General features: G+C 49.0%; 25 protein-coding genes. 11 read left to right on the top strand and 14 right to left on the bottom strand.

The window, feature by feature from the left end; all coding sequences use genetic code 11:
* Positions 1 to 7: 7 nt before the first annotated feature.
* The 3 genes from DHN43_RS12760 to DHN43_RS12750 all read right to left on the bottom strand — a co-directional run bounded on the left by DHN43_RS12760 (position 8) and on the right by DHN43_RS12750 (position 2,225).
* On the bottom strand, positions 8 to 856 hold the full coding sequence (locus DHN43_RS12760; protein ID WP_108818842.1) for an NAD-dependent epimerase/dehydratase family protein: 849 nt from the start codon (positions 854 to 856) through the stop codon (positions 8 to 10).
* Positions 857 to 874: 18 nt separating this feature from the next.
* Complete coding sequence (locus DHN43_RS12755) at positions 875 to 1,312, bottom strand: DMT family transporter (RefSeq protein WP_082596634.1); 438 nt, start codon at positions 1,310 to 1,312, stop codon at positions 875 to 877.
* 94 nt (positions 1,313 to 1,406) lie between these two features.
* A complete protein-coding gene (locus tag DHN43_RS12750; RefSeq protein ID WP_108818841.1) occupies positions 1,407 to 2,225 on the bottom strand; it encodes a TerC family protein in 819 nt (272 codons plus the stop codon).
* A gap of 348 nt (positions 2,226 to 2,573) precedes the next feature.
* On the opposite strand from DHN43_RS12750, the gene DHN43_RS12745 reads away from it, so the two are divergent.
* On the top strand, positions 2,574 to 3,074 hold the full coding sequence (locus tag DHN43_RS12745) for an AAA family ATPase (RefSeq protein ID WP_057462069.1): 501 nt from the start codon (positions 2,574 to 2,576) through the stop codon (positions 3,072 to 3,074).
* A gap of 115 nt (positions 3,075 to 3,189) precedes the next feature.
* Here the strand turns inward: DHN43_RS12745 and DHN43_RS12740 are convergent, their stop codons facing one another.
* Entirely contained in the window at positions 3,190 to 3,807 is a 618-nt protein-coding gene (locus DHN43_RS12740) for a flavodoxin family protein (protein WP_108818840.1), read from the bottom strand.
* Between the two features lie 99 nt (positions 3,808 to 3,906).
* Here DHN43_RS12740 and DHN43_RS12735 point away from each other — a divergent pair, with 99 nt between their 5' ends.
* Together DHN43_RS12735 and DHN43_RS12730 are read left to right on the top strand one after the other, a co-directional pair.
* Complete coding sequence (locus tag DHN43_RS12735) at positions 3,907 to 4,809, top strand: LysR family transcriptional regulator (RefSeq protein ID WP_208995343.1); 903 nt, start codon at positions 3,907 to 3,909, stop codon at positions 4,807 to 4,809.
* Between the two features lie 161 nt (positions 4,810 to 4,970).
* Positions 4,971 to 5,408, top strand: coding sequence for a DUF488 domain-containing protein (locus DHN43_RS12730; RefSeq protein ID WP_108819032.1), 438 nt, complete (start codon positions 4,971 to 4,973; stop codon positions 5,406 to 5,408).
* A 41-nt stretch (positions 5,409 to 5,449) separates the two neighbouring features.
* Here the strand turns inward: DHN43_RS12730 and DHN43_RS12725 are convergent, their stop codons facing one another.
* The 3 genes from DHN43_RS12725 to DHN43_RS12715 form a co-directional block, all read right to left on the bottom strand.
* Positions 5,450 to 7,651, bottom strand: coding sequence for a TonB-dependent receptor domain-containing protein (locus DHN43_RS12725; protein WP_108818838.1), 2,202 nt, complete (start codon positions 7,649 to 7,651; stop codon positions 5,450 to 5,452).
* A gap of 138 nt (positions 7,652 to 7,789) precedes the next feature.
* Positions 7,790 to 9,385 (bottom strand): ABC-F family ATP-binding cassette domain-containing protein, encoded by a 1,596-nt coding sequence (locus tag DHN43_RS12720; protein WP_108818837.1) that lies wholly within the window; start codon positions 9,383 to 9,385, stop codon positions 7,790 to 7,792.
* A 137-nt stretch (positions 9,386 to 9,522) separates the two neighbouring features.
* On the bottom strand, positions 9,523 to 10,461 hold the full coding sequence (locus DHN43_RS12715) for an MFS transporter (RefSeq protein WP_108818836.1): 939 nt from the start codon (positions 10,459 to 10,461) through the stop codon (positions 9,523 to 9,525).
* Positions 10,462 to 10,769: 308 nt separating this feature from the next.
* Here DHN43_RS12715 and cysD point away from each other — a divergent pair, with 308 nt between their 5' ends.
* From cysD to DHN43_RS12690, 5 genes are all read left to right on the top strand, one after another.
* Positions 10,770 to 11,675 (top strand): sulfate adenylyltransferase subunit CysD, encoded by a 906-nt coding sequence (cysD, locus tag DHN43_RS12710; protein WP_063304675.1) that lies wholly within the window; start codon positions 10,770 to 10,772, stop codon positions 11,673 to 11,675.
* Positions 11,675 to 13,573, top strand: coding sequence for a sulfate adenylyltransferase subunit CysN (gene cysN / locus DHN43_RS12705; RefSeq protein WP_108818835.1), 1,899 nt, complete (start codon positions 11,675 to 11,677; stop codon positions 13,571 to 13,573). Before cysD ends, cysN begins: the two co-directional genes overlap by 1 nt.
* A 207-nt stretch (positions 13,574 to 13,780) precedes the next feature.
* Positions 13,781 to 17,146 (top strand): HAD family hydrolase, encoded by a 3,366-nt coding sequence (locus DHN43_RS12700; protein ID WP_108818834.1) that lies wholly within the window; start codon positions 13,781 to 13,783, stop codon positions 17,144 to 17,146.
* Positions 17,147 to 17,158: 12 nt separating this feature from the next.
* Positions 17,159 to 17,893, top strand: a complete 735-nt coding sequence (locus DHN43_RS12695) for a CatB-related O-acetyltransferase (RefSeq protein WP_108818833.1) — start codon at positions 17,159 to 17,161, stop codon at positions 17,891 to 17,893.
* A gap of 218 nt (positions 17,894 to 18,111) precedes the next feature.
* Positions 18,112 to 18,762 (top strand): sulfotransferase family 2 domain-containing protein, encoded by a 651-nt coding sequence (locus tag DHN43_RS12690; RefSeq protein ID WP_108818832.1) that lies wholly within the window; start codon positions 18,112 to 18,114, stop codon positions 18,760 to 18,762.
* 65 nt (positions 18,763 to 18,827) lie between these two features.
* Here the strand turns inward: DHN43_RS12690 and DHN43_RS12685 are convergent, their stop codons facing one another.
* The gene (locus DHN43_RS12685; RefSeq protein WP_108818831.1) at positions 18,828 to 19,148 is read right to left on the bottom strand and encodes a DUF1330 domain-containing protein; all 321 of its coding nucleotides are present in this window, start codon (positions 19,146 to 19,148) and stop codon (positions 18,828 to 18,830) included.
* A 236-nt stretch (positions 19,149 to 19,384) separates the two neighbouring features.
* Between DHN43_RS12685 and DHN43_RS12680 the strand changes: the two genes are divergently transcribed.
* The 3 genes from DHN43_RS12680 to DHN43_RS12670 all read left to right on the top strand — a co-directional run bounded on the left by DHN43_RS12680 (position 19,385) and on the right by DHN43_RS12670 (position 20,640).
* A complete protein-coding gene (locus tag DHN43_RS12680) occupies positions 19,385 to 19,738 on the top strand; it encodes a hypothetical protein (RefSeq protein ID WP_063287908.1) in 354 nt (117 codons plus the stop codon).
* Positions 19,739 to 19,790: 52 nt separating this feature from the next.
* Positions 19,791 to 20,264: a DUF411 domain-containing protein gene (locus DHN43_RS12675; protein ID WP_108818830.1), complete on the top strand. Its 474-nt coding sequence runs from the start codon at positions 19,791 to 19,793 to the stop codon at positions 20,262 to 20,264.
* Positions 20,265 to 20,412: 148 nt separating this feature from the next.
* Complete coding sequence (locus DHN43_RS12670) at positions 20,413 to 20,640, top strand: hexameric tyrosine-coordinated heme protein (RefSeq protein ID WP_057462294.1); 228 nt, start codon at positions 20,413 to 20,415, stop codon at positions 20,638 to 20,640.
* 63 nt (positions 20,641 to 20,703) lie between these two features.
* Here the strand turns inward: DHN43_RS12670 and DHN43_RS12665 are convergent, their stop codons facing one another.
* The 6 genes from DHN43_RS12665 to DHN43_RS12640 form a co-directional block, all read right to left on the bottom strand.
* On the bottom strand, positions 20,704 to 21,090 hold the full coding sequence (locus DHN43_RS12665) for a VOC family protein (RefSeq protein ID WP_108819031.1): 387 nt from the start codon (positions 21,088 to 21,090) through the stop codon (positions 20,704 to 20,706).
* A gap of 169 nt (positions 21,091 to 21,259) precedes the next feature.
* Positions 21,260 to 22,174, bottom strand: a complete 915-nt coding sequence (locus DHN43_RS12660) for an MBL fold metallo-hydrolase (protein WP_208995341.1) — start codon at positions 22,172 to 22,174, stop codon at positions 21,260 to 21,262.
* Between the two features lie 40 nt (positions 22,175 to 22,214).
* Positions 22,215 to 22,790, bottom strand: a complete 576-nt coding sequence (locus tag DHN43_RS12655; RefSeq protein ID WP_108818829.1) for a hypothetical protein — start codon at positions 22,788 to 22,790, stop codon at positions 22,215 to 22,217.
* Between the two features lie 74 nt (positions 22,791 to 22,864).
* Positions 22,865 to 23,635 carry an SDR family oxidoreductase gene (locus DHN43_RS12650; RefSeq protein WP_063318164.1) on the bottom strand — a complete coding sequence of 257 codons (771 nt, stop codon included), beginning with the start codon at positions 23,633 to 23,635 and terminating at the stop codon, positions 22,865 to 22,867.
* A 156-nt stretch (positions 23,636 to 23,791) separates the two neighbouring features.
* Complete coding sequence (locus tag DHN43_RS12645) at positions 23,792 to 24,193, bottom strand: nuclear transport factor 2 family protein (protein WP_108818828.1); 402 nt, start codon at positions 24,191 to 24,193, stop codon at positions 23,792 to 23,794.
* Between the two features lie 154 nt (positions 24,194 to 24,347).
* Positions 24,348 to 24,881 (bottom strand): redoxin domain-containing protein, encoded by a 534-nt coding sequence (locus tag DHN43_RS12640; RefSeq protein WP_108818827.1) that lies wholly within the window; start codon positions 24,879 to 24,881, stop codon positions 24,348 to 24,350.
* Between the last annotated feature and the right edge of the window lie 2 nt (positions 24,882 to 24,883).

Below are 24,883 nucleotides of genomic sequence, written 5' to 3'. Positions count from 1 at the left end.
CTGCTTATCAGAGAGCGTTATGCATGGCAGCGAAATCGAAGCTGTCGTGCTTGCTCTCCCAGTTCAGCGCTTGCTTTGCATAGCTGGGGTCGTAAACACGGTCGATTGATTTGGGCAATTTCCAGCCTTGTGATTGAAACAGCTTTACAATTGCGGGACACCTTCGTTCGATAACGGCAGGCGCGTTCACCTTCAACTCCTCCGCATCTTGAGGCAGGAAGGGCGTTTGACCGGAGATGATGAAGCGGTCAAAATCTTTTCCGTCATCAGTGAGTGCAGCCACGTGCGCTGCGGCAACGTCGCGTTTATCGATACCTCTGTGAAGCCGATAGGCTGCCATCAGGGCGGGGTCCTCTGGAAAGCATCGTGACATGCGCAGGGCTCTCACCTTGAACCTATCGCTTGCCAGTGGTGCCAAGTGGTTTTCTGCTTCTAGTTTGGTGCGGTGATAGATCGTGCGTGGCTGTGGTTCCACCTGCTCTGTGATCCAGGCTGCTTTGTCTGCAAGCGTGTTGGCCTGACCGTAAAGAGCTGTGGTGCTGGTGAAAATGAAACGCTGAACACCTTCCGCACGCGCCATGCGAGCCAGCGCGACTGTACTCTTTACATTGATCTGGTGAAATTCATCCTCCGAGAACACGCCTACATGCGGTGCATGGAGAGCGGCTGAGTGGATCACCGCGAACGCACCCTGACAGAGGCGCTGCAGAGTGTCTGCATCAGAAATGTCAGCAATGTGTGTTGTTGTTGATGCAACGACGCGATCTATGCCGATAACATCGTAAGTTGGCTTGAGAGCTAAGACGATCTCGCTGCCAATGCGACCAGAACTTCCTGTGACAATGACCTTCTGCATTTCTGAGGCTCCTGAGACTTACCGCACCATCAAATAAGCGCCGGAGATTAGCAGCATGGCGGCGAGGGCGCGGCTGAGGTCTATGGAGCGAATGGGCAGATTGAAGAGGCCGAAGTGGTCGATCACCATGCCAGCCATTAACTGCCCGACGATGATGAGCAGCACAGCAGAGGTTGCGCCCAGCTTTGGCAGGGTTTGCGTGATGGTGAGGTAGAGGATGAGGCCAAAGACACCGCTGGCCAGCATGTACCACGGAATGGTGCGCCACTCGCTGATCTGCTCACCCTTGCGCGCAAACAGCAGGGCAAGCGAAGCGATCAATCCGCCTGCATGAATGATGACACTGGCGGCAGCTCCGCCAACGCGTTGGCCCATAATACCGCCCATAGGCGCTTGCAGGCCAACGGCGACACCGCCGAGCAGACCGATAAAGCAAATCGCGAGTAATTCCAGCACAGACAGAGATCCGATTCTTATAGAGATTAGAGCAGCTAATCCCCTCTGTATCGGTCTCCACCTGCTCTGCCTATGCAGAAATGCTGATCAAACCCTATAGGTTCGCTAAACTGCCGAAGCGGGTTGCTTGCCTGTTTTCCACGCGGCCCGGCCTTGAAGGCTTGGTCAGGTACCGGATGTTGGACTTCCGGCGTACCTGAACAGCCTTTATCTTCTTGCTCAACTGAATGTGAACGATCTCCAACAGCAAACCAAAGGCCATCGCAAAGTAGACATAGCCCTTGTTGATGTGGATCTCGAAGCCCTCAGCCATGAGAAGACCACCGAGCAAAATAAGGAACAGCAGGGCCAGCGCTTTCAGGCCCGGGTGCTTTGTGACGAGCTGGTTGATTGCACCAGCTGTCAGCACCATGACAACAGCAGATGCCAGAATTGCGGCGACCATGATTGGCAAATCATCCGTCAAACCAACAGCGGTGATCACCGAGTCCATGGAGAACACGGCGTCCATCGCCACGATTTGCAGCAGCACGACCGTCATGCCGTTTGCCAGGTGAGGTGCGTGTTCAGTATCGCTCGCCACCAACAGGTGTTTCAACTCCGCCACGCTCTTGGCCAGCAGGAATGCGCCGCCGCCAATAAGGATCAGGTCACGACCGCTGATATCAACGGTGCTGATCTGAAACAGCGAGTAGGTGAGGGACATCACCCAGCTGATGGAGAAGACAAGACCCACACGAGCAAGCACGGCCAGTCCGATACCAAGGTTTCGGGCAATCGCGCGTTGGTGTGCGGGAAGGCGCTCACATAGGACCGAAATGAACACGACGTTATCAACGCCCAAAATCAGCTCTAGTCCAAACAGGGTCAGAAAGATTAGCCAAACCTGTGGCTCAAGGAGAAGCTCTATCATTGGTAAGGCTCCCTGATCAGAACCTCACCGGTGATCGGTCGACAACCAGAAGCGTCGTCCATTGTTTTTTGTACCTCGACAAAGGAAGATAGCCGTATCCGCTGGCATTGGGGGCTATCACCTTATGCTTCACTTGCCAGCGGCGGGCATTTTGACGGAAATTTACTCACTCATAAATAGGTGTAAATACTTATTTTACAAGATGTGATGCATGTAAAGGCTCCGTATAAATGGCAGAAATGCTTAAGATTTTTATGGATTCGGGGTGCTATGTCACATTGTGCAACCTGAGGTGAATATGAGTATGATAGATCTATAATTTTGGAATAGATTTTTACGGAGGTAATTATGACTGCTCAGGAAACAAAACTGCTTCTGGTATGCGGAAAGATTGCATCCGGCAAATCCACTCTTCTCACGCATCTGGTGAATGATCATCATGCGGTGTTGATCAGCGAAGATCATTGGAACGCGACGCTCTTTCCCGATGAGTTGAATACGTTGGAAGACTACGTGAAGTATTCTGCCCGCGTGAAAAAAGCGCTTGGCCCGCACATTGTGGGTCTGCTGCAGCACGGTGTTTCTGTCGCGTTGGACTTTCAGGCCAACACGGTGCGGGATCGCAAGTGGATGAAGAGCTTGTTCGAAGCTGCTAATGTCGCCCACGAGCTGCATTATCTCTCCGTGCCCGATGAGGTGTGTAAGGAACGCCTTTGGGTGCGCAATGAGGCAGGCGAGCATCAGTTTACGGTCAGTGAAGCTCAGTTTGAGCAGTTCACCAAATACTTTCAGGCGCCAACCGTTGATGAAGGTTTCAATGTCATCCTGCACGACTTTCAGGCCGCCTGACGAAAAAGGCCCCTCGGCAAAGAGGGGCCAGTTTTGCAAAAGTCGTTTGCCGCAATGAGTTTCTCTCATCGTTTAATGTTGCTGTAGGGCCGACTTTTACGTTTTGCGAATGTTTTTAGGCTGTTGCTTCCAACTCTTGCGGTTGGGTGGCAGGTGCCTTACCCCAGCGCAGGGAAGCTTCTGCAATGCGCTTGCCAAAAGCTTCTGCGGTGCGATGGTCCGCGTTTGGTGGTGCGACCTCCGGCCCTTCGTCCACGTTGGCCTGCGCCATCATGCCCTGATAAGCGCCGAGGCGGTTGATGGAATCCGCTGTGCTGGTGCTGGAGTTGTTGCCCGGTGCATCATTCGCACCCACCCAGATCATACCGTGCTGAGCTGCAAAAACAGACATCTGGATGATTGTGCTCTGCTTATCACCCGCTGGGGAGGCTGAGACAGTAAAACCCGCTGCCAGCTTGTTCTGCCAGCCGCGGTGCATCCAGATCTGACCGGTCGCATCCATGAACATCTTAAAAGGTCCGCTGACAGAGCCCAGATAGGTTGGCGAGCCGAAGATGATGGCATCGGCGTTGTTTAGAACTGTGAAATCGTCATTTAAGGCATTCACGTCAACCAAAACACCATCTGCGGCTTCAACCGAGTTGATGCCGTTTACGACAGATTTCGCCAGCGTTTCGGTGTGACCAAAACCAGAGTGGTAGGCAACAGCGACAGAAACTCTCTTATCCTGCATATTTTGTTCCTTTGAAATTGAGAGTGTGCGTTCTGCCGATACATGAGGGGCTGGCTTAATGAATACAAATGCATTAATTCAATAAGAACTATGCAGAAAATGAATTATTTAGGTCTTGATGGCCGCGCCCTGATGATGTTGAAGCTGATCCATGAAAGCGGATCAGTGACGCAGGCTGCGCAGATGATGGGCGTAAACCAGTCCACCGTCAGCCATGGATTAGAGCGGGTGCGCGGTCTTTTAGGAGACCCGCTGTTCGTCAAAGCAGGCCGCAATGTGGTGCCGACAAAGCGTATGGATGCTCTGATGCCCATGGTGGAAGAGCTGCTGCAAACGCTGGCGTTGATCGGTGAACCGTCAAGGTTTGATCCGTCCACCGCAACCAACCGCTTTGTGATTGACTGCCGTGATGAAGACCATAACCTGCTGATCCCCTCAGTAATCAAGCGCTTACGGCAGGAGGCTCCTGGCGTAACTCTCCGTTGTCGCCTGTCTCATCGTCACGAGGTCGCCTCTCTGGTGGATGGCGATGCCGATTTGCTGTTCACCCCGCTGCCACCACCAGACTCCCATGAGTTTGTTGCGCAAACGCTGTTTGATGATGAGTTTGTGGTGTTCTACGATCCTAAAACGCGAGATGCTCCGGACACGCTGGAAAAGTATGTCGCGGCACCGCATGCCAACATGCTGGTGACCGCCGATGAAGTGACATTCATTGACCGCGCATTGGCTGAGTTGGGACACAAACGCCAAACGGTTTATTCCGCCCCCAGCTTCAACGCCCTTGCTGCGACATTGCCAGGCACAGACCTGATTGCCACCATGCCTCGCAAGCTGATATGTGGTGGCATAAAATCCGGCCTCGCCTCCTGCAAATGCCCAGCCCCTGTCGTCGACGTTGGCATCAGCGCCATCTGGCACATCCGCAACCGCACCTCCCCCGCCCACAAATGGTTCCGAGACCTCATCCTGTCTCAGGCACATGCGCTGTTTGGAGGTTGAATTCTCCCACCGTTCTGCTGAAACGCGCCCGAACCAATCGCGAGGCGTTTGAGGGGAAGCTGGAGAAGGAGGGCATGGCCCTGCTTTTGATCACCAGCATGGCGCGCGTGTTGCGGATGCACTAAAACAGACTTGCTTGGCTGAGAGATAAAGTGATTGATATGACCCTGACAACAATCGGTTTCACCAAAACAACAGCAGAGAACTTCTTTGGCCGCTTGCAAAGTGCGGGCGTCAAGAAGGTGATTGATGTGCGCCTCAATAACACTTCTCAGCTGGCTGGTTTTGCCAAGTCCAATGATCTGGCCTTCTTTCTGGAGGCCATTGGCGGCATCGGCTATGAGCACGAGCCATTGCTGGCACCGGATCAGGATATGTTCAAAGCCTTCAAGAAAGAGAAGGGCGACTGGACCATCTTCAAAGAACGTTTCATGGGCCTGCTCTCCCAGCGCAAGGTGGAGAGCAAGTTCAAGGCAGATATGTTCGAAGGCGCCTGCCTCCTCTGCTCCGAACACCTCCCCCACCAATGCCACCGCTCCCTCGTCGCCAACTACCTCAACAGCCGCTGGGGCGGAGCACTGAAGGTGACGCATTTGTAAGAAAAAAGAGCAGCCACAAAACTGAGACTGCTCTGTTCCTGTTAGAATTTGTAGCTGAGAGACGCCTTGTAGTTACGAGATTTTCCATAAGTATCACTGAAGTGATTTATGTACTTTCGATCCAAAATATTTTCGATCGAGGCCCGAGCTTCAAGACCTTCAAAACGGCCCTCTGGTGGTATCCAACTTAAGAAAACATCATGCAGGCTGTAGCCCTTGGAGGCGTAATATTTGTTATCCTGAAAGCGGGTTATACGATCTTGTTCAGAATAGAAGCTACCTTTCCATCCAAACGTAATTCCATGTTCGGGTATTTTATAGCCAAGTGATGCTATCAATTTAGTAGGAGCGATTTCTGAGACATACTGGTCAGTATCTGCATTTACGTTATACAAAGTCCCATTGAACTCCCCTTCTCCAGCTGAGAATGCCAAACTACCGATGAAGTTGTCACTGTCGTAATAGAGCTCTGCTTCAATGCCTTGCGTGTAGTAACCTTTTAGGTTTGCATAAGTTGGATAATCATCAGATGGTACGAGATGTTTATTTCTGCTGTAGAGCCGATGAATGTTGTCGCTGATGTCGTTTCGATAAACAGAAATACGTGTTTTGATTGTGTCGTTGCTCTGTAAAACATCTGAATGAGATGTCGTGATTCCAATACGTTTGGAGTGGACGCGCTCGATATTGAGTTGATCTGATGTTGCACGGCTGGTGCCCACATCATACAGTTCGTCGATCAGAGGGGCTCTGAGTTTATATGCCCAATCACCAAAGATGCGTAGATTGTCCGTAAGCGGGAACATTGCGTTAACGCTTGGAGAAAAGCCAGAGTGCTCAACTCTCCCATAATCATGCCCCACGGATGGATTGTTGTATCTCGAGCCTAAGTTGGGATCACCTTCAGACACGATGTAGTCGAAGCGTAAACCTGGCCTGAATTCTAGTCCATTCTCAAAGTTTAACGTTAGATCTGACCAAGTGGAATAAACAGTCTGCTTTCCTCCAGGTTGTGTAGGCGACTGTAGGTTTCCATAATTGTAATCATCTTTATCTTTGTATTTTGGAGCATACACCATGACATCTCTCAGGTGATGAGAAAACTGCAGACCAGTTGTCAACTTTGCATCTATTCCCAAAAAGTCAAACAGAGCTGAATTCTTCAGAGATGCTTTATAGTTAGTATAGTCAAGCCAACTCTCTTTGCCACCAAGTAAGAGTGAGTACTCTCTATCTTTATACGGTCTATAATCATGTTGATTTGTGTTTGAATAATTCGCCTCAAACGTTGTATTTACGAGTTCGCTGTCAGGATCAAACTCATATTTAAATGCAAGTGAGCGATCTTTTAGTTCCCTTTTTGTTGAAATTCGTGCAATGGCATCTTCATAGCTCTGCCGGTCTGGATAAGTTTTACCGAGTACTTTGTATGTACCTTTTGCGGCCCAAGGCTGGAGGTCATTGCTATAATAAGCAGCACCAGAAAGCTCGAAGAAATGGTCACCTCGCTCAAGACTTCCTTTGAAAAAACCGGTCGGTTGCGAGATCGCTGACAGTATCAGTTCATGACCATCACTAAGGTCATAATTTTCGTTCTTTCGATGCGTAGCAGAAACAATTAATTCTGCACCGTACTTCTCTGAACGTCCGTAAGCAGCAATCGTCTTTGCAAACTCATTTCCATTCGAAGCAAAGCCTAGTTTGGAAAATAGCCCAATGCTTTGTCCGGGTTTAAGCATGTCGCTAGCAGATTTGGTCGTCATATTGACTGTGCCGCCGAATGAACCAAATATTTCAGCTGAATAAGACCCTTTCTCAACGCTAATTGTTTTGAGCAATTCAGGTTCAATAAAAACAGTACCTTGGCGGTATTTCTCAAATTCCTTCTGAGCTCCGTCAAGTAAGAATTTGACGTCTTCCTGGTCAGCAAAGCCCCAAATATTTACCGATTGGCCTTGCGCGCGCGCTGTGCCAGCTAGATCAGTGCCCGGTATTCCATGTAAAATTTCAGGAACAGTTGTTGCTTGAAGTCGTTGTAGCAGTTCCTCGTCTACTTCTGAGTTCGCTATAGTCTCTACTGTTTCGCTGCTACCAATTACAACGATGGGATCGAAATGGTTTTCTTCTTCCTTGGTTTTTGCCGTTTCTTTTGCATTTGTCGCTGAAGAAAATGAAGCAAATAGCAATGGCAGGAACAAGGCACACAAAGCCTTATCCCTGTTCCGTCGTGTAACACGCAACATGATTATCTCATTCTTAATAGTGGGATATGGCTTTTGGCTGTGTGCTACATATTTAACTTGAGTATAAAACTCAAGTTAAAATGACATTTAGAACGCATTCTATTTTTGTACGCTTTTGGTTCTTGAGTTTCACCACCCTCACACACCCACCGTTTCCCCCAACACCACCTCTCTCGTCACCCCAATACTCTCCAGAAACGTGGCATCGTGGCTTACTAGAAGGAGGGCGCCGTTGTAGGTGGTGAGGGCGGATTCGATGGCCTCAATGGCGGTGAGGTCGAGGTGGTTGGTGGGTTCGTCCAGGATGAGCAGTTTGGGGGGCTGGGCTGCACCGAGCACGCAGGCGAGGCCGGCGCGGAGCATCATGCCACCGCTGAGGGTTTTGACCTGCTGAGTGGAAGCGTCGCCGCGGAAGAGGAAGCGGGCAAGGATGGCGCGGCAGGTGTTTTCATCCTGCTCCGGGTTCAACACGCGGAAGTTTTCCAGCACCGAAAGGTCCGGGTTCAGCAGACTAACGGTCTGGTCCAGCACACGGGCAGACGGGTGCAGCTGGCACGTGCCGGACAGGGGCGGGAGCTTACCCGTCAACGTCTTCAGCAGCGTGGTCTTGCCAGTTCCATTCGCGCCTTTGATGGCAATGCGTTCTGGCCCCGTTATCACGAGCGAAAAATCGTGAAGCAAAGGCTGATCTTTCTCATAACCCACGCTCAGGCCCTCAGCTGTCAGCACCCGCTGGCCGCTGGCAATACCAGAGGAGGCGATGCTGATGCTGAGCTGTTCCAGAACCTCGATCTTTTCGCGGGCGGCTTTGGAGTGCTGTTCCGCCTCCTCGCTCAGTCGGGATGCTTGATTGGCGTTCTCCCCAAGGCTGTTTTCAGCCTTGTTGCGCATGGCGTTGAGAAGGATCTTGGTCTGGTCGCGCTTGGCGCGGGCGCGTTGGCCAGCTCCATCCTTGCGGGCTTTGCGCTCGGCAACACTCTGGATCTTGCGGTTCAGGTCGCCAATACGCTTTTCAGCAGATGCCAGATCTTGCTCAGCGGCAGCCAGTTCCTGAGCTTTTTGCGCTTTGTAGAAGCTGTAGTTGCCGCCAAACACGGAGGCTCCCAGTGTGTTCAGTTCAACAATGCAGTCCATCTGCTCCAGCAAGGCACGGTCATGACTGACGATGATCGCACCCTTGCGCCACTTGGCGAGGAAGGTGCCTAGAGCCTCCCGCCCATCTGCATCCAAATTGTTGGTGGGCTCATCCAGCAGCAGAAAATCTGCATCATGAAACTGAAGTGCCGCCAACCTGCAACGGGTGATTTGCCCACCGGAGAGAGCGGAGAGTGGGTGATCAGTGGAGATTTCCAGCCCCATCTGGGCAAGGGCCGCTTCCATGCGACTTTCCAGCGTCCAGTCTGCGTGAGCCAACTCGTCCATACTGGCAGTTCCTGCCTCTGCCTTTTGCAGGACACCCAGAGCTTCGGTGATGCCAAACAGGTCTGCGAGTGTTTCTTGTGGCCCGCTTTGCAGCTGCTGCTTTAGCAAGCCGATGGACCCTTGCACGGAAACTGAGCCGGAAGCAGGTGTCAGCGCACCGCTGATGAGGTTCAGCAGTGTTGTTTTGCCAGTGCCGTTGCGGCCAATCAGGCCGGTGCGGTGTTGAGCAAACTGAAGATTGAGATCAGAAAAAAGTGCAGTACCGTCAGGACGTGCGCAAGACAGATGATTGAGTGAGATAGATAAAGGCATGGTGATGAACTCTTACAGAAACAGGGCAGGTTGAATGTGTTGTCCTGTTCTTGTTCATCGGTTTATCTCCTCGCGTTTTGATCGGGGCAGAGATTATGCGGTTTGCACGGGAAGTCAAGGCACATACAGCTTGCCCGTCATTGCCCCACATCCTGTGTTGCTTTTGCCTCACTCCTCTGTGCGCTTAGCACAAGCAACAGGAGGAGGGAGATGAGGAGCACCACAACGCCGGGAATGATGGAGGCACTGGAGAGGCTGAAGGTGGTGATCAACACGCCGGTTATAAGACTGCCAACAGGAGCACCGCCTTCATCACCCAGATACATGACGCTGAGCACGCGGGATTTGTGGGTTGAGGGCGCTTGTTCCTGCAAGATGGTGCGGCTCATGTTGAGGCAGATACCGCCGCCAACGCCCCAAAAGAAGATGCTGCCAAGAAAAGCCCAGTAAGGTGGAGACATCGCCCAAAACAGCAGTGCAAAGCTGCCCATACTGTAACCCACAACAAGCAGTGGGACTGGATTTCTGATTGCTCCCAGTTTGAGGAGCATGCCGCTGGAACATGCGCCGCCAACCATGAAAACAGCGAAGGCAAACGCAAAGTCAAAACCTGTGGCGTGATAGGTGTCCCGTAACATAAGCGGCACCAGAACGGCATAGGGGCCGCCCAGTATGAGGCCGGCTGAACTCATCAAAAACACAGGTAATCTCAGAGTTTTGGAAGACAGCACCAAAGCCAGCCCCTCAGGAATTTCGCTGAGGATGCTGGGTCTGTCTTTTGCCGTAAGTGCTGGCGTGTCTGGCAAACGCAGGCTTGTTGTAATGCCAACCAGAAAGAGCGTGCTGGAGATGCCGAGCAGCTTACGCTTGTTCAGGCGATCAGCAAGGGCCCCGGCAAACAACAGCACAAACAGGTTGGGCAGCATAGAAGCCGTCATTGCATAGCTCACCCGTTTCGGGCTCTCAGCCAGGTAGACAGTTACAAGATAGGGAAACAGCACACCCAGCATGGCACGGGGAAAGTGAAAGCTGGTGAGGCTGAGTTGATAAAACAGGATGGGGCGTGCAACAGACATCAATGAAATCTCAAGGAAGCAATCTTTGAAGACTATCGCAGATCATGGCTCTGTTAGGAATTTTCCACGCTACGCTGAGTATTCCTCGAGAGGTGATATTTCAAATTGAGTCACTCAATATCAGTATCAAAAAAATGACCCTGAGCAAAGAATCGTTAAGCTTCACGGTAGGCCCGCAGAGTATTTGTTTTAAACTTGGAGAATGGTGTTTTCGTAGAAGAGAAAAAACATGTATGAAGCGTAGTTCCTCTTCAAATTTGTGAATGAAAATAATATTTTCCCTGAAAGAACAACTGTAGGTTACTGAAATGAATTTTAGAACAGACCACTTGTATCGACTCGAGGCAGAATCTATTGATATCCTTCGGGAAGTGGCAGCTGAATTCAATAATCCGGTGATGTTGTATTCCATCGGTAAAGACTCCTCCGTAATGCTTCATCTTGCACGTAAAGCCTTTTACCCAGCTCCCCCACCATTTCCTCTTTTACATGTAGATACGACTTGGAAATTTCGTGAAATGATCGAGTTTCGAGACCGTATGGCCAAAGAAGCTGGGATGGAGCTTATAACGCACACTAACCCAAATGGATTGAAGGATAATGTAAATCCATTTGATCATGGTTCCAGCTTGTATACGCATGTGATGAAAACTGAAGCACTCAAGCAAGCATTGGATATGCATGGTTTCGATGCGGCATTTGGTGGTGCACGACGAGATGAAGAAAAATCTCGCGCAAAAGAACGTATATTTTCATTTCGGACAAAAACGCATGGATGGGACCCAAAAAATCAACGGCCTGAGCTTTGGTCAATATTCAATACGCGAGTTAAGTCTGGTGAATCTATACGTGTGTTTCCGCTTTCCAATTGGACAGAACTTGATATCTGGCAATACATTCTTTCAGAAAGTATTTCGATGGTACCTCTATATTTTGCGAAAGAGCGTCCAGTCGTAACACGTGATGGGCAGTTAATCTTGGTAGATGATGAGAGATTGCCACTGAACGATGGGGAGATTCCTGAAAAGCGCATGGTACGTTTCCGTACGTTGGGTTGTTACCCGCTTACTAGTGCATTTGAATCATCCGCAGCAACACTCGAGGATATTGTTGAAGAAATGTTGATCGCGCGGACTAGCGAACGTGCGGGACGTTTGATCGATCACGATGAAGCTGCTTCTATGGAAAAGAAGAAAAAAGAGGGGTATTTTTGATGGAACAGGTATTAATTACCCCCCAAAAAACTGTATCAGAATACTTGCAACAGCAGAGTAATAAATCGTTACTTAGATTCATAACATGCGGTAGTGTAGATGATGGTAAATCAACACTTATCGGGCGATTACTTTATGATTCAAAGCTGTTGTTTGATGATCAACTTGCTACGCTGGAGCGTGAGTCGAAAAGACGAAGCTCAGGTGGTGAAGATATTGATTTTTCACTACTCGTAGATGGATTGGAAGCCGAGAGAGAGCAGGGCATTACGATTGATGTTGCTTACCGTTTTTTTACAACGGACAAGCGGAAATTTATCGTTGCAGATACGCCAGGGCACGAGCAATACACTCGAAACATGGCAACCGGAGCGTCATCAGCTGACCTTGCCGTTATTTTGGTTGACGCTCGCAAGGGTATTTTGCAACAAACTAGACGACATTCATTTATTGCATCCCTTCTCGGCGTTCAACACGTAGTGCTTGCAATAAACAAAATTGATCTTGTTGATTTTTCTGAGCGACGGTTCGCAGAAATCCTCGAGGATTACAAGACATTTAGTTCTGGATTCGACTTCTCCACGTTTCAAGCGATTCCAATTTCCGCTAAGTGCGGAGACAATGTGACTTTGCCTTCTGAGAACATGCATTGGTATTCTGGTCCCACATTACTAGACCATCTGGAGCACGTGTCAGTTGATATGAATCGTAATGCAGGACCATTCCGGATGCCTGTGCAATGGGTGAATCGTCCCAACTTAGATTTCCGTGGGTTTGCAGGTACCGTTGCTGGTGGAACAGTGCGGCCAGGAGATGAAATCGTTGTCGCTAAGTCTGGAAAAACCTCACGAATAGCTTCAATTGTTTCGATGGATGGCGATTTACCGGTTGCGGTCGCCGGTGACGCCGTCACACTCACATTAGTAGATGAAATTGATGCCAGTCGAGGCGATATGTTTGCTTCTCCTCAGCATCGTCCGGAGGTCGCTGATCAATTTGCAGCGCATCTTATCTGGATGGAAGAACAGGCCATGCATCCTGGCAGGTCATATTTGTTGAAGATTGGCCGTAAAACAGTTACTGCAACCGTTACTGAGATTAAACATAAAGTTGATGTCAACACCTTCCAAAATCTGGCTGCTAAGAATTTGGAGTTAAATGAAATAGCTTTTTGCTCGTTTTCTCTATCGGAACCAGTAGCGTTTGATCCGTATGAAGCCAACAAGCAGACTGGTTCTTTTATTTTGATTGACCGCTTCACTAATCAGACTGTGGGAGCGGGGATGATTTGGTTTGCACTGCGGCGCTCGTCCAATATTCATTGGCAAGCGCTAGATGTAGACAAGCAAGCTCGCTCAATGCAAAAGCAACAAAAACCTGTAGTCCTTTGGTTTACAGGCCTGAGTGGTTCAGGAAAGTCTACAGTCGCCAATCTGGTTGAAAAACGGCTGTGCGAAATGGATAAACACACGATGTTGCTTGATGGCGACAACGTGCGGCACGGTTTAAATCGTGATCTCGGATTTACTGACAGTGATCGTGTGGAAAACATCCGGCGAGTTGCAGAAGTCTCTAAGTTGTTTGTTGAAGCAGGCTTAATAACACTTGTGTCTTTCATCTCTCCTTTTAAGTCAGAGCGGAAAATGGCTCGAGAGATACTTGAAGCTGGCGAGTTTGTAGAAATTTTCGTCAATACTTCAATCGAGGAATGCCGTAAGCGTGATCCGAAGGGTCTTTACGCAAAAGCTGACCGAGGCGAGTTGAAAAATTTCACTGGCGTTGATGCTATGTATGAACGTCCGGAGAGTGCTGAAGTCGTACTATATGGCGATGAAGGAAGACCAGAAGCGCTAGCAGACCAAGTTTTCAATTATCTAGAGCAAAAGGGTTACTTGTAGTTTGGATGTTGGTTAAGAGGATGAGTTAATGTTCGTATAGTTGTAAGAACTAGATGAACTTAGAACTGATGTCCCTTCCAGCTATCCGCTAATAAAATTACTCTCAATTCGGCTTTTTGTGATGCCTTTTTCTTTTAAGCCATCCAATGAGCGAAGTGGGTAGATGCTCTCAAGCCATAAGAATAAAATAGCTTACGAAGGTGTGAAATGAGAATTTTGATTTGGACCTCTCCTTGGATTTTGCAGGGCGGTACTGTTTTTTTTGCCAAAAATTCTTACGAAAATCATTTATTGAAACAAGCAAATACACTTGCCCAATTTGGGCACGATGTCTATTTGCTCGTACCAGATGCGTACAAGCCCCTTCGTACAGTTATTAATTCTAAAGTGAAAATGATTGACGTTTCTGTACAGGATGGCATTCGTAAAGTAGGAGGGTGGTTCGACCCTTCTCAAAGTTTGTATGAAGGTAATGATGAACTCTCACAGAAGCTGCAAAATTGGGTTGAGAGTATTTTACCTGAGAGCTTAGATGTTGTTCTTACTTGGGAAACGCCGGTTCCCTTTCTGAGGTCATTGTACCCAGATGCGCTAGTTGTTGAACAGATGCCTGGTGCATTTGCACGTTCTCCGTACCCTCACACGGTTGTCTTTGATCCAAATGGTCTATATCGAAAATCAAGTCTTAGTGCCTTTACTGATCAGTTGGTGTCACGTGAAGAATATAACCAAGAGCTAGTTTCAGATTTTAGAAGAAAAACAATTCAATCATTCAAAGAGATGACGTATAGGTCAAAGGATGATCTGAGAGTTGCAACGAGGTCAGATAAAGTTTGCTTGTTGCCATTGCAAATATCAGATCATTACGCCTTTAAAGCTGACACAAAGTTAAACAGTCAACGTGAATACATCTTCAAAGTTTTGGAAAATACACCTGAAGATATTGGTATATACTTTACTGAATACAGCTCTAAGCATGCATCTGAATTGTTGTTTGATGATGAATATATATCGTTTTTAAAGCGTTATAAAGAAAATATAGCATTTGAGAGAACTTCACGAGAACTGTCTGCTGTATCCCAGCACCTTCTTCAAAGCGTAGATATGCTAACTGTTGCGACTAGTGGTTTAGCGCTTCAAGGTTTGATTTGGGATTTGGATATTTGCTCCTTTGGAAACACAAATTATCAAAAATTAGATTACCGAAATGAGCTTACTAGAAGGTGCAAAGATAAAGTGTTGTCATTTGCTCTCGAGCGAAATCAGCCTCTAGCATCAAAGGTTACTCTAGATGGTACTTTCATCACATCTATGTTGGAAGAGCTTGTTTCGAGGCGTTCAAAAATTCAAGATCTTGAACTACCCAGATTTTCAGACATTGAGCAAGATTATAACTCAGAATTATTGGGCAGCTTTAAGCATAAAGAAGCAAAGGGTATCTTTTTGCGTAAAGGATTTACATCGAAGCAAACTAAAGCGGATCAGTTTTCTGATCATATTGAACAACGTAAGCCTAAATTAATTTCCTTTGATCTTTTTGATACGTTGATATCGAGGCCTTTTGAGCAACCAGCTGATGTCTATCGATATCTTGAGAAACGCATTTCTGGAACTGAACTTCAGCAATTTAATTTTGCTGAAAAACGGTTACTAGCAGAAGTTGAAGCTCGGAAAAAATCATCCAGGGATGAGATTACGCTTGATGATATCTACGATGAGCTTCGCCCAATAACGGGATTGTCCTACCAGCAATTGAACTTAATTAAAGAAGTTGAGATTGAGATCGAAATTGAAATTTCGATGCCTCGTAAAATCGGTAGGCAATTGTGGGATGCCGCTGTCGCATCCGGATCGACGATTGTAATTACAAGTGACATGTATTTGCCTGAACATGCGATCTTGAAGCTTATCGAGAAACATAGATACACTCGTTTTGATCAGCTTTTGTTGTCATCTTCTCTTATGAAAACTAAGAAGTCTGGGACTTTGTTTACTCATCTCCTAGCAGAATACAATCTTAGCGGTTCTGATGTTATTCATGTTGGAGATAATCCTAAAACTGATGTTAAGCCAGCCCAGGACAAGGGTATAACAGCATTTCACCTTCCTAGATCTGAAACGTACCTTTGGGAAAATACCCAATATAAAAAGTTATTTAGAGGTCGGAAACCGATTGAATCTCTAGCGAGAAGCACGATGTGCTCAATGGTTGCAAAACGAGCATTCGCAGATCCTAAAAATGTTTCAAAAGACACCCTCTTTAACTCGGATCCATTCAACATAGGATATTGCGCACTCGGACCGCTGATGTTCTCCTTCACGCATTGGATTAGAGAAGAGTGCATTAAAAACGATCAAAATGACGTCTACTTCCTTTCAAGGGAAGGGAAAATAATTTCGGACTTGTTCGAAATTATGGAAGATTATCAAAATACAGGAATTAAGCATACCTACCTCTACGCGTCGAGGAGAGCGACACGCATACCGCAATTATTTGGATTCGAAGACATCCATGATGTAGCGAAAGCCGTTGTTGATCGAAGCGCCACAGTTCGGAGCTTGTTGGAAAATCGTTTCGGCTTATTTGTTGATGCAGAGACTGTTAAAAAGGCACGCACTTGTGGTTTAGCTAGTACAGATAGTCGCATTTCCGAAAGAAACATGTCAAATGTCATGGCTCTTCTTAAGTTGTTGCAGGACGATATACTTTCAAACGCTGAGATAGAACGTGAAAACTATCAGGCCTATTTGAAATCTGTCGGTTTTGGGCATCACGGCGATCCTACAGTAGTAGATGTAGGTTGGAATGCAAATATGCAGGGTGCGCTTTCGAAAATCTCTGGTGGAGTTGTTAATGGGCTATATTTTGCGACCCTAGATAAAGCGCAGCTCTGGAGCTTCGCTGGCCTGAAGGTCAATGCCTTTCTTCGGAATTTTGCGAATATCACAAAGGATAGCCCTATTTTGTCAAATAGGCTTCTTTTTGAATACATGCTGTGTGACACAACGCCTTCAGTTAAAAATGTTACAAAAAATGACGAAGGGATGTTTGACCCTGTATTCGTAGATTCCACTGAAGCAGCATCACGTAATAGCTATGTATCCCAACTCCATAAGGGGATTTTGGAGTATGCGTTGGACTATTTAGAAATCTTTGGAACTGAAGCATTTGAATTGTGCAACGACAAGGAAGTTTCGCAAAGTATCTTGAATTTATTTCTTTCTGATCCGGCAAGAGGCGATGCTACCCTTTTTGAAGGACATAGCGTGGAAGATTTGTTTTCCGGATCCGAAGGCATCCCGTTGGTTAAAAATAGTATTTCCAGCCCGGGTTATTGGCGAGCAGGCAGTGCGACACTAGCGAACCCGCGTCCTAAAAAGAAAATTGCGAAGATTCAAAAAGTAAAACCGCTACGGACTAAACTTGTACTTGCAGTTGCCACGCCAGTACTTTCTCGATATCTCGCGCCGAAGCAAGCGAGCGAATTAAGAGAAGATCCTGACGCGTTCTTTGAAAATGCCCGTCATCCAGTAAATATAAATATTGGCAAGTTGGCTGGAATTATATCGTAGGGTGAAGACGTTTTGGAAGAAAAAATCACAGATACAACGCGTCTGGTTGAAGAAGGTATCGAACTTCAAAAGCTATCGCGCATTGAAGATAGATTGACTACAGAGGCGCCGGTCCGTCTGACAAACGCAGGTATTCAGGGCTCTTGCAGTGTCGGTGCGTTCACTTACTTCTGCCCCGATGGGGAGTTCAGAAATACTGATATCGGTCGTTTCTGCTCTATTGCGCGTAATGTCGCCATCGCTCCTTCGGAACATCCATTGGATTGGGTCTCCACACATCCATTCCAATACAACGGAATACCTTGGTTTGATAAGCATCCTAATTGGCCAGCCTATGCAGGGAGCAACCTTGAGTGGGACGGAAGATGCCTGAGAACAACCATTGGCAATGATGTTTGGATAGGCCGCAACGTTGTTATTCGAGAAGGTGTTACAATTGGCGATGGTGCTGTGATTGGTGCTAATAGTTTCGTTAACGAGGATATCGGCCCTTATTGCATCGCAGTAGGTCAACCAGCAAAAGTTGTTCGAAAACGCTTTAGTGACTCTTTGATTTCTGAATTGCTGAGGATTGGATGGTGGAACTTGGTTCCGCCAGAAAATATCAAGAATTCATATAACAACATCAGAAGCTTCATTGATACATTTGATAGAGATCACCGAGATGGAAACAATTGGCCAATTCTATCTGTAATGCGTTATGAAATTTTGCGGAGCGCTAATGGTTATCATCTTAATTCGGTGTAAAAATAGATGATTCCGTAGTTATTTCTTGCGTGTGCTCCAATTTCTTAGTTGAAGGCACAACCGTATAAAGAGAGCACGAGTTTTGATGGTCTTCCGGATGACTATGTCAACACGGCTTTCCTGCAACTAAATGACAAAAACTTTGCATAAAGGATGCATGCTGCTGAGCTTATCAGCGATTGATCAAGCTGAACTTATGCGTACATAAGGAACCATGAATGCAACCCCTTTATTACGACATCCCTGCTTATAAAATTTCTGTCATCGCGACACCAAAATGCGCGAATAGCTCGATTTTGGATCTTTTACGACCATTGTTGCCAAGTGAGCTTCCGCATAAGAGTAATCCTCACCACATGTGGGGTCCTATGAAGATCTCAAAAGAACGGATTGCTGAAGTTAAGCTAGATAGATTTGTCTTGGCGATAGGTAGGAATCCTTGGGCTCGAACGGTTTCTCACTATGAAGACAAGGTGAACAAAACTCTCCACGAAAGATTGCGCCAATACGGGTTCTATCAAGGAATGAAGTTCGAGGAGTATCTCAAAGTTTTAAGCGACAAGTTCAACAAAATTAATGATCTGCATGTCGCATCTCAAAAAGAGATGTTCCACAGTGGTGAGATGCTCTTACCGGACTTAATTCTTCGACAAGAACGCCTTAAGCAGGATGTTGACTTACTTCGTTCTATGGTCCTTAGCCGGTATCAAATTGAGCTTCCATCTCTAGCGCACATCAATAAGAAAACAAAACGCCACTATAGTGAATACTATTCCAGAGAAAACCGGCTTGTCGTGAGAAAACTCTACAGCAAGGATATTGATTTTCTTGGTTACAATTTTGAAAACAAAGAAAAAGTAGGGAAGTGATAAAGTGGCGCTCTGTCGTATTCTTGGGGAGGACAGAGCGCCCTAATGCCTTTTGGGGATGTGATTTAGATGCTGGATTCCACAGCAATCGTGAAGTTTGGCGGGATTACGTCTGTGCGAAGGTGTTTGATTGCCTGGTATTCAGGGGAGTTCCAGAGCGTCATGAGCGCGTCCATGCTTGGGAACCGGAAAAGCGTCAGTTGCGCGTTTGTGTTCCATACGCCTTCCAGATGTTCAAAAGGCTGATCGGGTCCGCCAAAGATGATGCATTCCCCGCCTGCCGCTTCAAATAGTGGGACGGCTTTTTCGCCATATGCGTCTATTGAGCCATGATCTTTTGGCATAAAGCTGCTGGCAACAAGGTAGGCGGCTTTTGGTTCACTCATGTCAGTACTCCAGTTTAGTCAGGTGAGGCAAAAGCGCAAAATTGCGCCAATTGGGGGGAACAGCCTCAGCCCGCTTGTGATGAGATGACACTCAAGTACTTCCTCAAGTTAAGTTGAGGTCAAGCGCTTTTCGGGAGAATTGAAAAATCTGGTGCGCATAAATGTCACGCTGTCCTACGCAGGAGATTACAACAGTTTAACTTGAAACTGCCGTAATGTGCCCTTAGGTTGCAGCCATGTTTCGTGTGCTGATCATATTATTGACGCTGTTCGTCACCACGCCCTATGCCATGAGCATGCAGGGCGAAATGGCGTCTAACAGTGCAGCACAAAAACTCGCTCTGGCTGAGCAGAATGCAGCAGCCATGGAGCATATGATCTCTGACAAATCGTCTTGTTGCTGCTGTGAAACAGAGACAGCCATGGCAACAGGTATGACTGCCTGTATGGCGACACTTGGCCTGCTGGATCAGACCAATGCAATCTCTCCTTTATACCGCAGCTCCAGCATGTCTGTGCCGGTTTTGTTACCGGTGTACTCTGCTCAAACCAGCGGTATAGACAGGCCTCCAATCCATTCAGTTGCTTAGACCTCAAAACTCTAACTAATTGAAATAAATAATAAACTGGATTGGATAGACGATGATCTCCAAAAAGACTTTGCTGGCTGGCGCTTTCGCAGCTGTTCTCACCACTGGTGCATTCTCCTTCGCGGCTCATGCTGAGGACGACAAAGACTTGACCATTTACAAATCGCCTTACTGCGGCTGCTGCACCCAGTGGTCTGATGCACTTGAGGATGCGGGCTTTAACGTGACGGTTCGCAACACCGAAGATTTGGATGCCGTGAAACGTCAGGTAGGCGTTCCGGCAAATATGCAGAGCTGCCACACCGCTATGGTTGATGGTTATGTGATGGAAGGTCATGTGCCGCTGGAAGCGGTAAAGCGTGTGCTGGCTGAGCGTCCTGATATCAAGGGCCTGAGCGTACCGGGTATGCCAATGGGCTCTCTGGGTATGGGTGAACCGGATGCGGACACAAACTACACCGTTTACACTCTGCCAAAAGCTGCGGGTGGTGAACCAACTGTGTATCAACAGGTCTCTGGCAAGTAATCGCTGGATTTCTCGGGCAGAAGCGGCGTGCTTCTGCCTGTTTCTTTGAGGGTACCCTCCTACAAATCCCAATGGAAATTGGGGAGATTGCGCTTGTCTCTTGCCTGTTTGACTCTTCCAAAATCGCCAAATCAAAAGGATGCGAATTATGGATGAGAACTGGCTCCCAACGCTGCAAACAGCCAACCCGCAAGAGGGCTATGAGCTTGCAGTCAAACTGTCCCGTATGGCTATCAAATTCATGCAGCCGGATGCCGAAGTCCGCTCTGCCATGCGCTTGATGTATGAATATGATTCAGAGTCTCTGATCGCGGCTTCACAAACCATTGCTGAGCACTTCAGCACTGTCGCTGCGGCCAACAACTACTGGAAATAAGCTCAGCTTTCCTGCGCTGAAACACATCCCCGATGACCCTGCGGTTTTCGGGGAGATGCTCTGTTACGCTCCCACGAGGGCCGGGGATTTCAGCTCACACAGGTTTCCATCCGGATCGGTAAAGGCTGCGATTGTGCCCCAGTCGAATGTTTGAGGCTGAACATCCAGTCCGTTAGCGTTCAGGAGCTCAATGGCTGTGTCCATGTCGTCTGTGTTGAACCGCAGGACGCAGGGGTTCTGCCTCCGCGGTTTTTGCGTGGGGCTGCTGTGCCCGCCGCGCTCAACCACAAGATAGCTGCCGCCAAAGCGAAAACTGATCAGATCCGGCGTGCGTTCAATAACTTGCAGGCCCAGAGTGTGCTCATAGAACTGCACACAGGCCTCAAAGTTTTCCGTAAACAGGATCACGCCAAACTCTGCTGTCAGCTCAGAAATGCTGGTGGGTTTCATCTCAAAATCACCTTGCTCAAACAACTTGCCGGCGCATGATGCGCCTGAAAATACAGGCGGTCATGCTAAGCCAGCTGATGATCCTGAGCAAGAAAACCGATTGCACACCGCTTGAAGAGGTGCGTGCAACCGGCTGAACTGCTGCCAAAGTGAGGCGCGATCCAAGCGATTAGCTCAGGGGCTTGAAGATGAAGCCATCGCCGTCCTGCGTGACATGGCCCATGCCGGGATAGCTCAGGTGTGTGGCTGCCAGTGGGGTGCCGCTTTCCGCGAGGCGAGTGAGCAGGTCCCTGCGTGTTTTGATGGCTTGCTGCGGATCGATATCGAGACCGTATGTGATCTCAGGGTTCCTGAACTGCAAAACCTCCGAGATGATGGCGTCGCCGATGATCCAGAGTTCCTTGCCGCCACCAGCAATGCGCAGCCCGCTGTGTCCTGGTGTGTGGCCGGGAAGTGGCACAAGCACCAGTCCGTCCCCTAAGTCTGTTTCGCCTTGATAGGTCATAACGCGATCTTTGAGAGGCGCTGCGATCGCTTGGGCGACTTCGACGAGGGGTTTCATTTCATCTGGAACGCGCTCTACCAATGCCGGGTCTGTCCAGAAGGTCCATTCAGCCTCTGCCATATGGATTTTTGCATTGCTGAAACCACCGGCATTTGGACCCAGCAATCCACCAATATGATCAGCGTGCATGTGGGTGATGACGATATCTGTGATTTCATCCTGCTTGATGCCCTGTGCGGCGAGCAAGGCATCCAATTTGCCAACATTTGGATCTGTCTCAGCAAAAACGACACCTGACCCCGTATCAACCAGCACCAGCCGTTTTTCCGCACGGATCAGCCAGACATTGGCGCCAACAACAACAGGGTCACCCGCTGTTGCAAGAATTTCCGCATTCGCATTGCCAAACCAGTTGTTGGGCAGGTTGAAGTAACCATCTGAGAAGGTGGAAAGTTCCAGCTCGCCAAGCTTCATGGTGGCCAACTCACCTGCAAAACTGATGGGTGGCAGCATGGTGCTGGCAGCCGTGGCAGCCAATGTCAGCATCACGCGTCGGCGGGTCATTGTGTACGGTGTCATTTTGATCTCCTGTTGTCTTGTGGGGTGAGATGAGTGGCGGTTACGCCCGCCAGCTTTCTGAAAAGGCCAGAGCGCCGGTGGTGAAGGGGTGACCATCCAGATCCATAGGCCAGATTTGGCCGCGGGCCTGTTGTCCATTGACCGTGAGCACTGCCTTTTCCGCCGGGATCATCACCGCGCTCACGCCATAAGGGCGGAGCGGCAGATCGCTGACAGTCTCGTCGCTGACGAGCAGAGGCTGGTGCATATCGAACCATGACATCACGATCTCATCCTCTGCGCTGCGGATGGTCTGGCTCCATGCTTTTTGGGTGTCTCCGCTTCGGTCAAACTCGGCGTTGATGGTTGGGATGCTCTGGTCTTTGGTGTCTGGCCCCAGCATGCCCTGCACGGTGGATTGCAGCCAGCGGGTCATCTCCACATTGTCGGTGTAGATGCGCCATTCATTGTTGGTCAGTTCACTCTTGATGAACAGAGCGTGGCCAGCCCCTTTGGGGGAATAAGTGATGGTCCAGAGACTTGCCTCGGATGTGCGCGGGCCGTCTTTGGTCTCGCTCAGCCAGATGAAAGGATTTTCGCCGTTGAGTATGACAGTGCCGGGATTGACTGATGGCATGATGTAAAACCTTGAGAATGTTGAATGAGAAGCCCACCCCGCTTGCGGGATGGGCGAGCATGTCTAAGCCGCGATCAGGATGCGCGAGGCAGCCTGATCTGGTTCATGCCTCCATCTGCCTGCACATCTGCGCCGCGCATGAAGGAAGACTCTGAGGAGGCGAGGAATACGGCGACGGCTGCCATCTCCTCTGGCTGTCCAACGCGGCCTGCGGCCAGAAGATTGCCAAAGGCTTCGTTTGTGGCCTTCACCTGCTCGTCAGTAAGCCCGCCGTTGGAAAGAGCAGGCGTATCAATGGGGCCGGGGCTGAGAACGTTGATGCGTGCGCCGATTTCAAAAAGGTCTGGCGTCAGCGTGCGGGCGAGGGAACGCACCGCAGCTTTGGAGGCGGCATAGGCTGAGTAACCCGCTGTGCCCATTTCGCTGATGCAGGAGCCCACGAGCACCACGGAGGCCTCAGGTGCCAAAAGCGGCAGTGCGTATTGCACGGTGAAGAAAGCGCCTTTGAAGTTGACGTCAAACACACGGTCCAGCTGTTCCGCGCCGGTTTCAATCAGCGGGGTGGCCGGTGCAACACCCGCATTGGCAAAGACAACATCAATTCTGCCATAGACTTCTTTGACTTGCTCAAAGGCTCTGCGCAAAGAAGGTAAATCGGCTACATCACCAACAACACCCATTGCGTTTTTACCAATTTTGGCGACTGCCTGATCCACTTTTGCCTGTGAGCGGGCCAAAATGACGACGTTTGCACCTTCAGCCACAAAGGCCTTCGCGGTGGCAAGCCCTATTCCGCTGTTGCCTCCGGTGATGAAGGCAACTTTGTTTGCCAGACGATTGCTCATAAGAATTCTCCAGTGAGGTTCAAAAAGAAGGCGAAACCGCCATGAGTGCATGCTTTCAGGCTCCGGCGCGACCAGAGAGCGGAGGAACCTCAGCTCCGCCACGGTGTTGACTTAGGGGGGTCCCCTAAGTCGCTCATTGGAAGGGAAGTCTTACTATCAGCTGTCCAGCGGCTGCATGAAGATTGCTTCGCGCAGCACTTGCCAGCGGCCATCTTCAAAGCGCCATTCAATGTTGCAGAGCAGCTTCATTTCTTCGTCGTTCATGCCGCTGTGTTTGCGGGTCAGCACAGAAACACCGGTGTCACCGAGAATATGGAAATCGTGCCATTCCGCCCAAGTGTTCAGCTGGTGCTTGCCTGCTTCAGCCTGTTTGCGGAAGTGCTCGATAAACTCTTGCTTGTTGAAGGTGGTCACGCTGCTGTCTGGCGCAACAAGCGTGGTGTGGAAGTCATCGTGATAGATGGTTTGCAAGGCGTCAATGTCATAGTTGGTGGCGCGGTCGATCAGGTGATCCATTGCTGCGCGGATGCCTTCTGCAGTGTGCGTTGCCTTTGTCATTCTATTGTCTTTCTTCGTCTTTTCGCGAGTATTAGGGTGTTGTCGAGCGGTCTCAGCTCATGTCGTGGCTGAGTTTGGTCGTCCTATGGGGCGATGTGTTATTTGGGTTTTACGAGGTGCGCAGTTACAGAAAACTGCTCAAAAAACCTCGGATTTACTTAAACGTGCCACGCACTGGATAGTTGTTATCCGGGTTGCGGATAAACCCCAATCCACCAAGCAACGATCCAAGATCTGGCCGTGTAAACGGGGCGTTGGAGATGTCTACCAACTGCAACGCCTGCTTGTCGTTCACCACAAAAAGGGCAGGCTCCGCAAAGGGGGCTTCAGCTTCCAAAGGTGAGCGAGGCTTGGAGATGTAAACGCCCAGTTCCTGCATCTGCTCAAGGCTCAGACCATACCCGACCGGAAACTCCGGCTGCACATCTGCCAGTTGGTGTTGTGCTATTTCAAGGCTGTCTGCCGAAACCGCCAGCGCCTCAATGCCAAGGCGATGCAAGTCACTCAGCTTTTCGTTGAGCTGCTTCAGGTAACGGGTGCAAAGTGGGCAATGAGCCCCGCGATACACCACAATCAGCTGCCAGTCGAAGCCAGCATCAGGTGTGCCAAGCGAGAGTTCGCCGCCACCAACAGCCTTCACTGTAAGCTGCGGAAACGGCTGTCCCGCTGCTAATGCTGTATGGTTCACAA

Origin of the sequence: Pseudovibrio sp. Alg231-02, from assembly GCF_900143565.1 — a bacterium.
GTDB lineage: Bacteria > Pseudomonadota > Alphaproteobacteria > Rhizobiales > Stappiaceae > Pseudovibrio.
The sequence above is the reverse complement of the archived record's forward strand: the minus strand, read 5'-3'. Positions and strand labels throughout refer to the sequence as shown.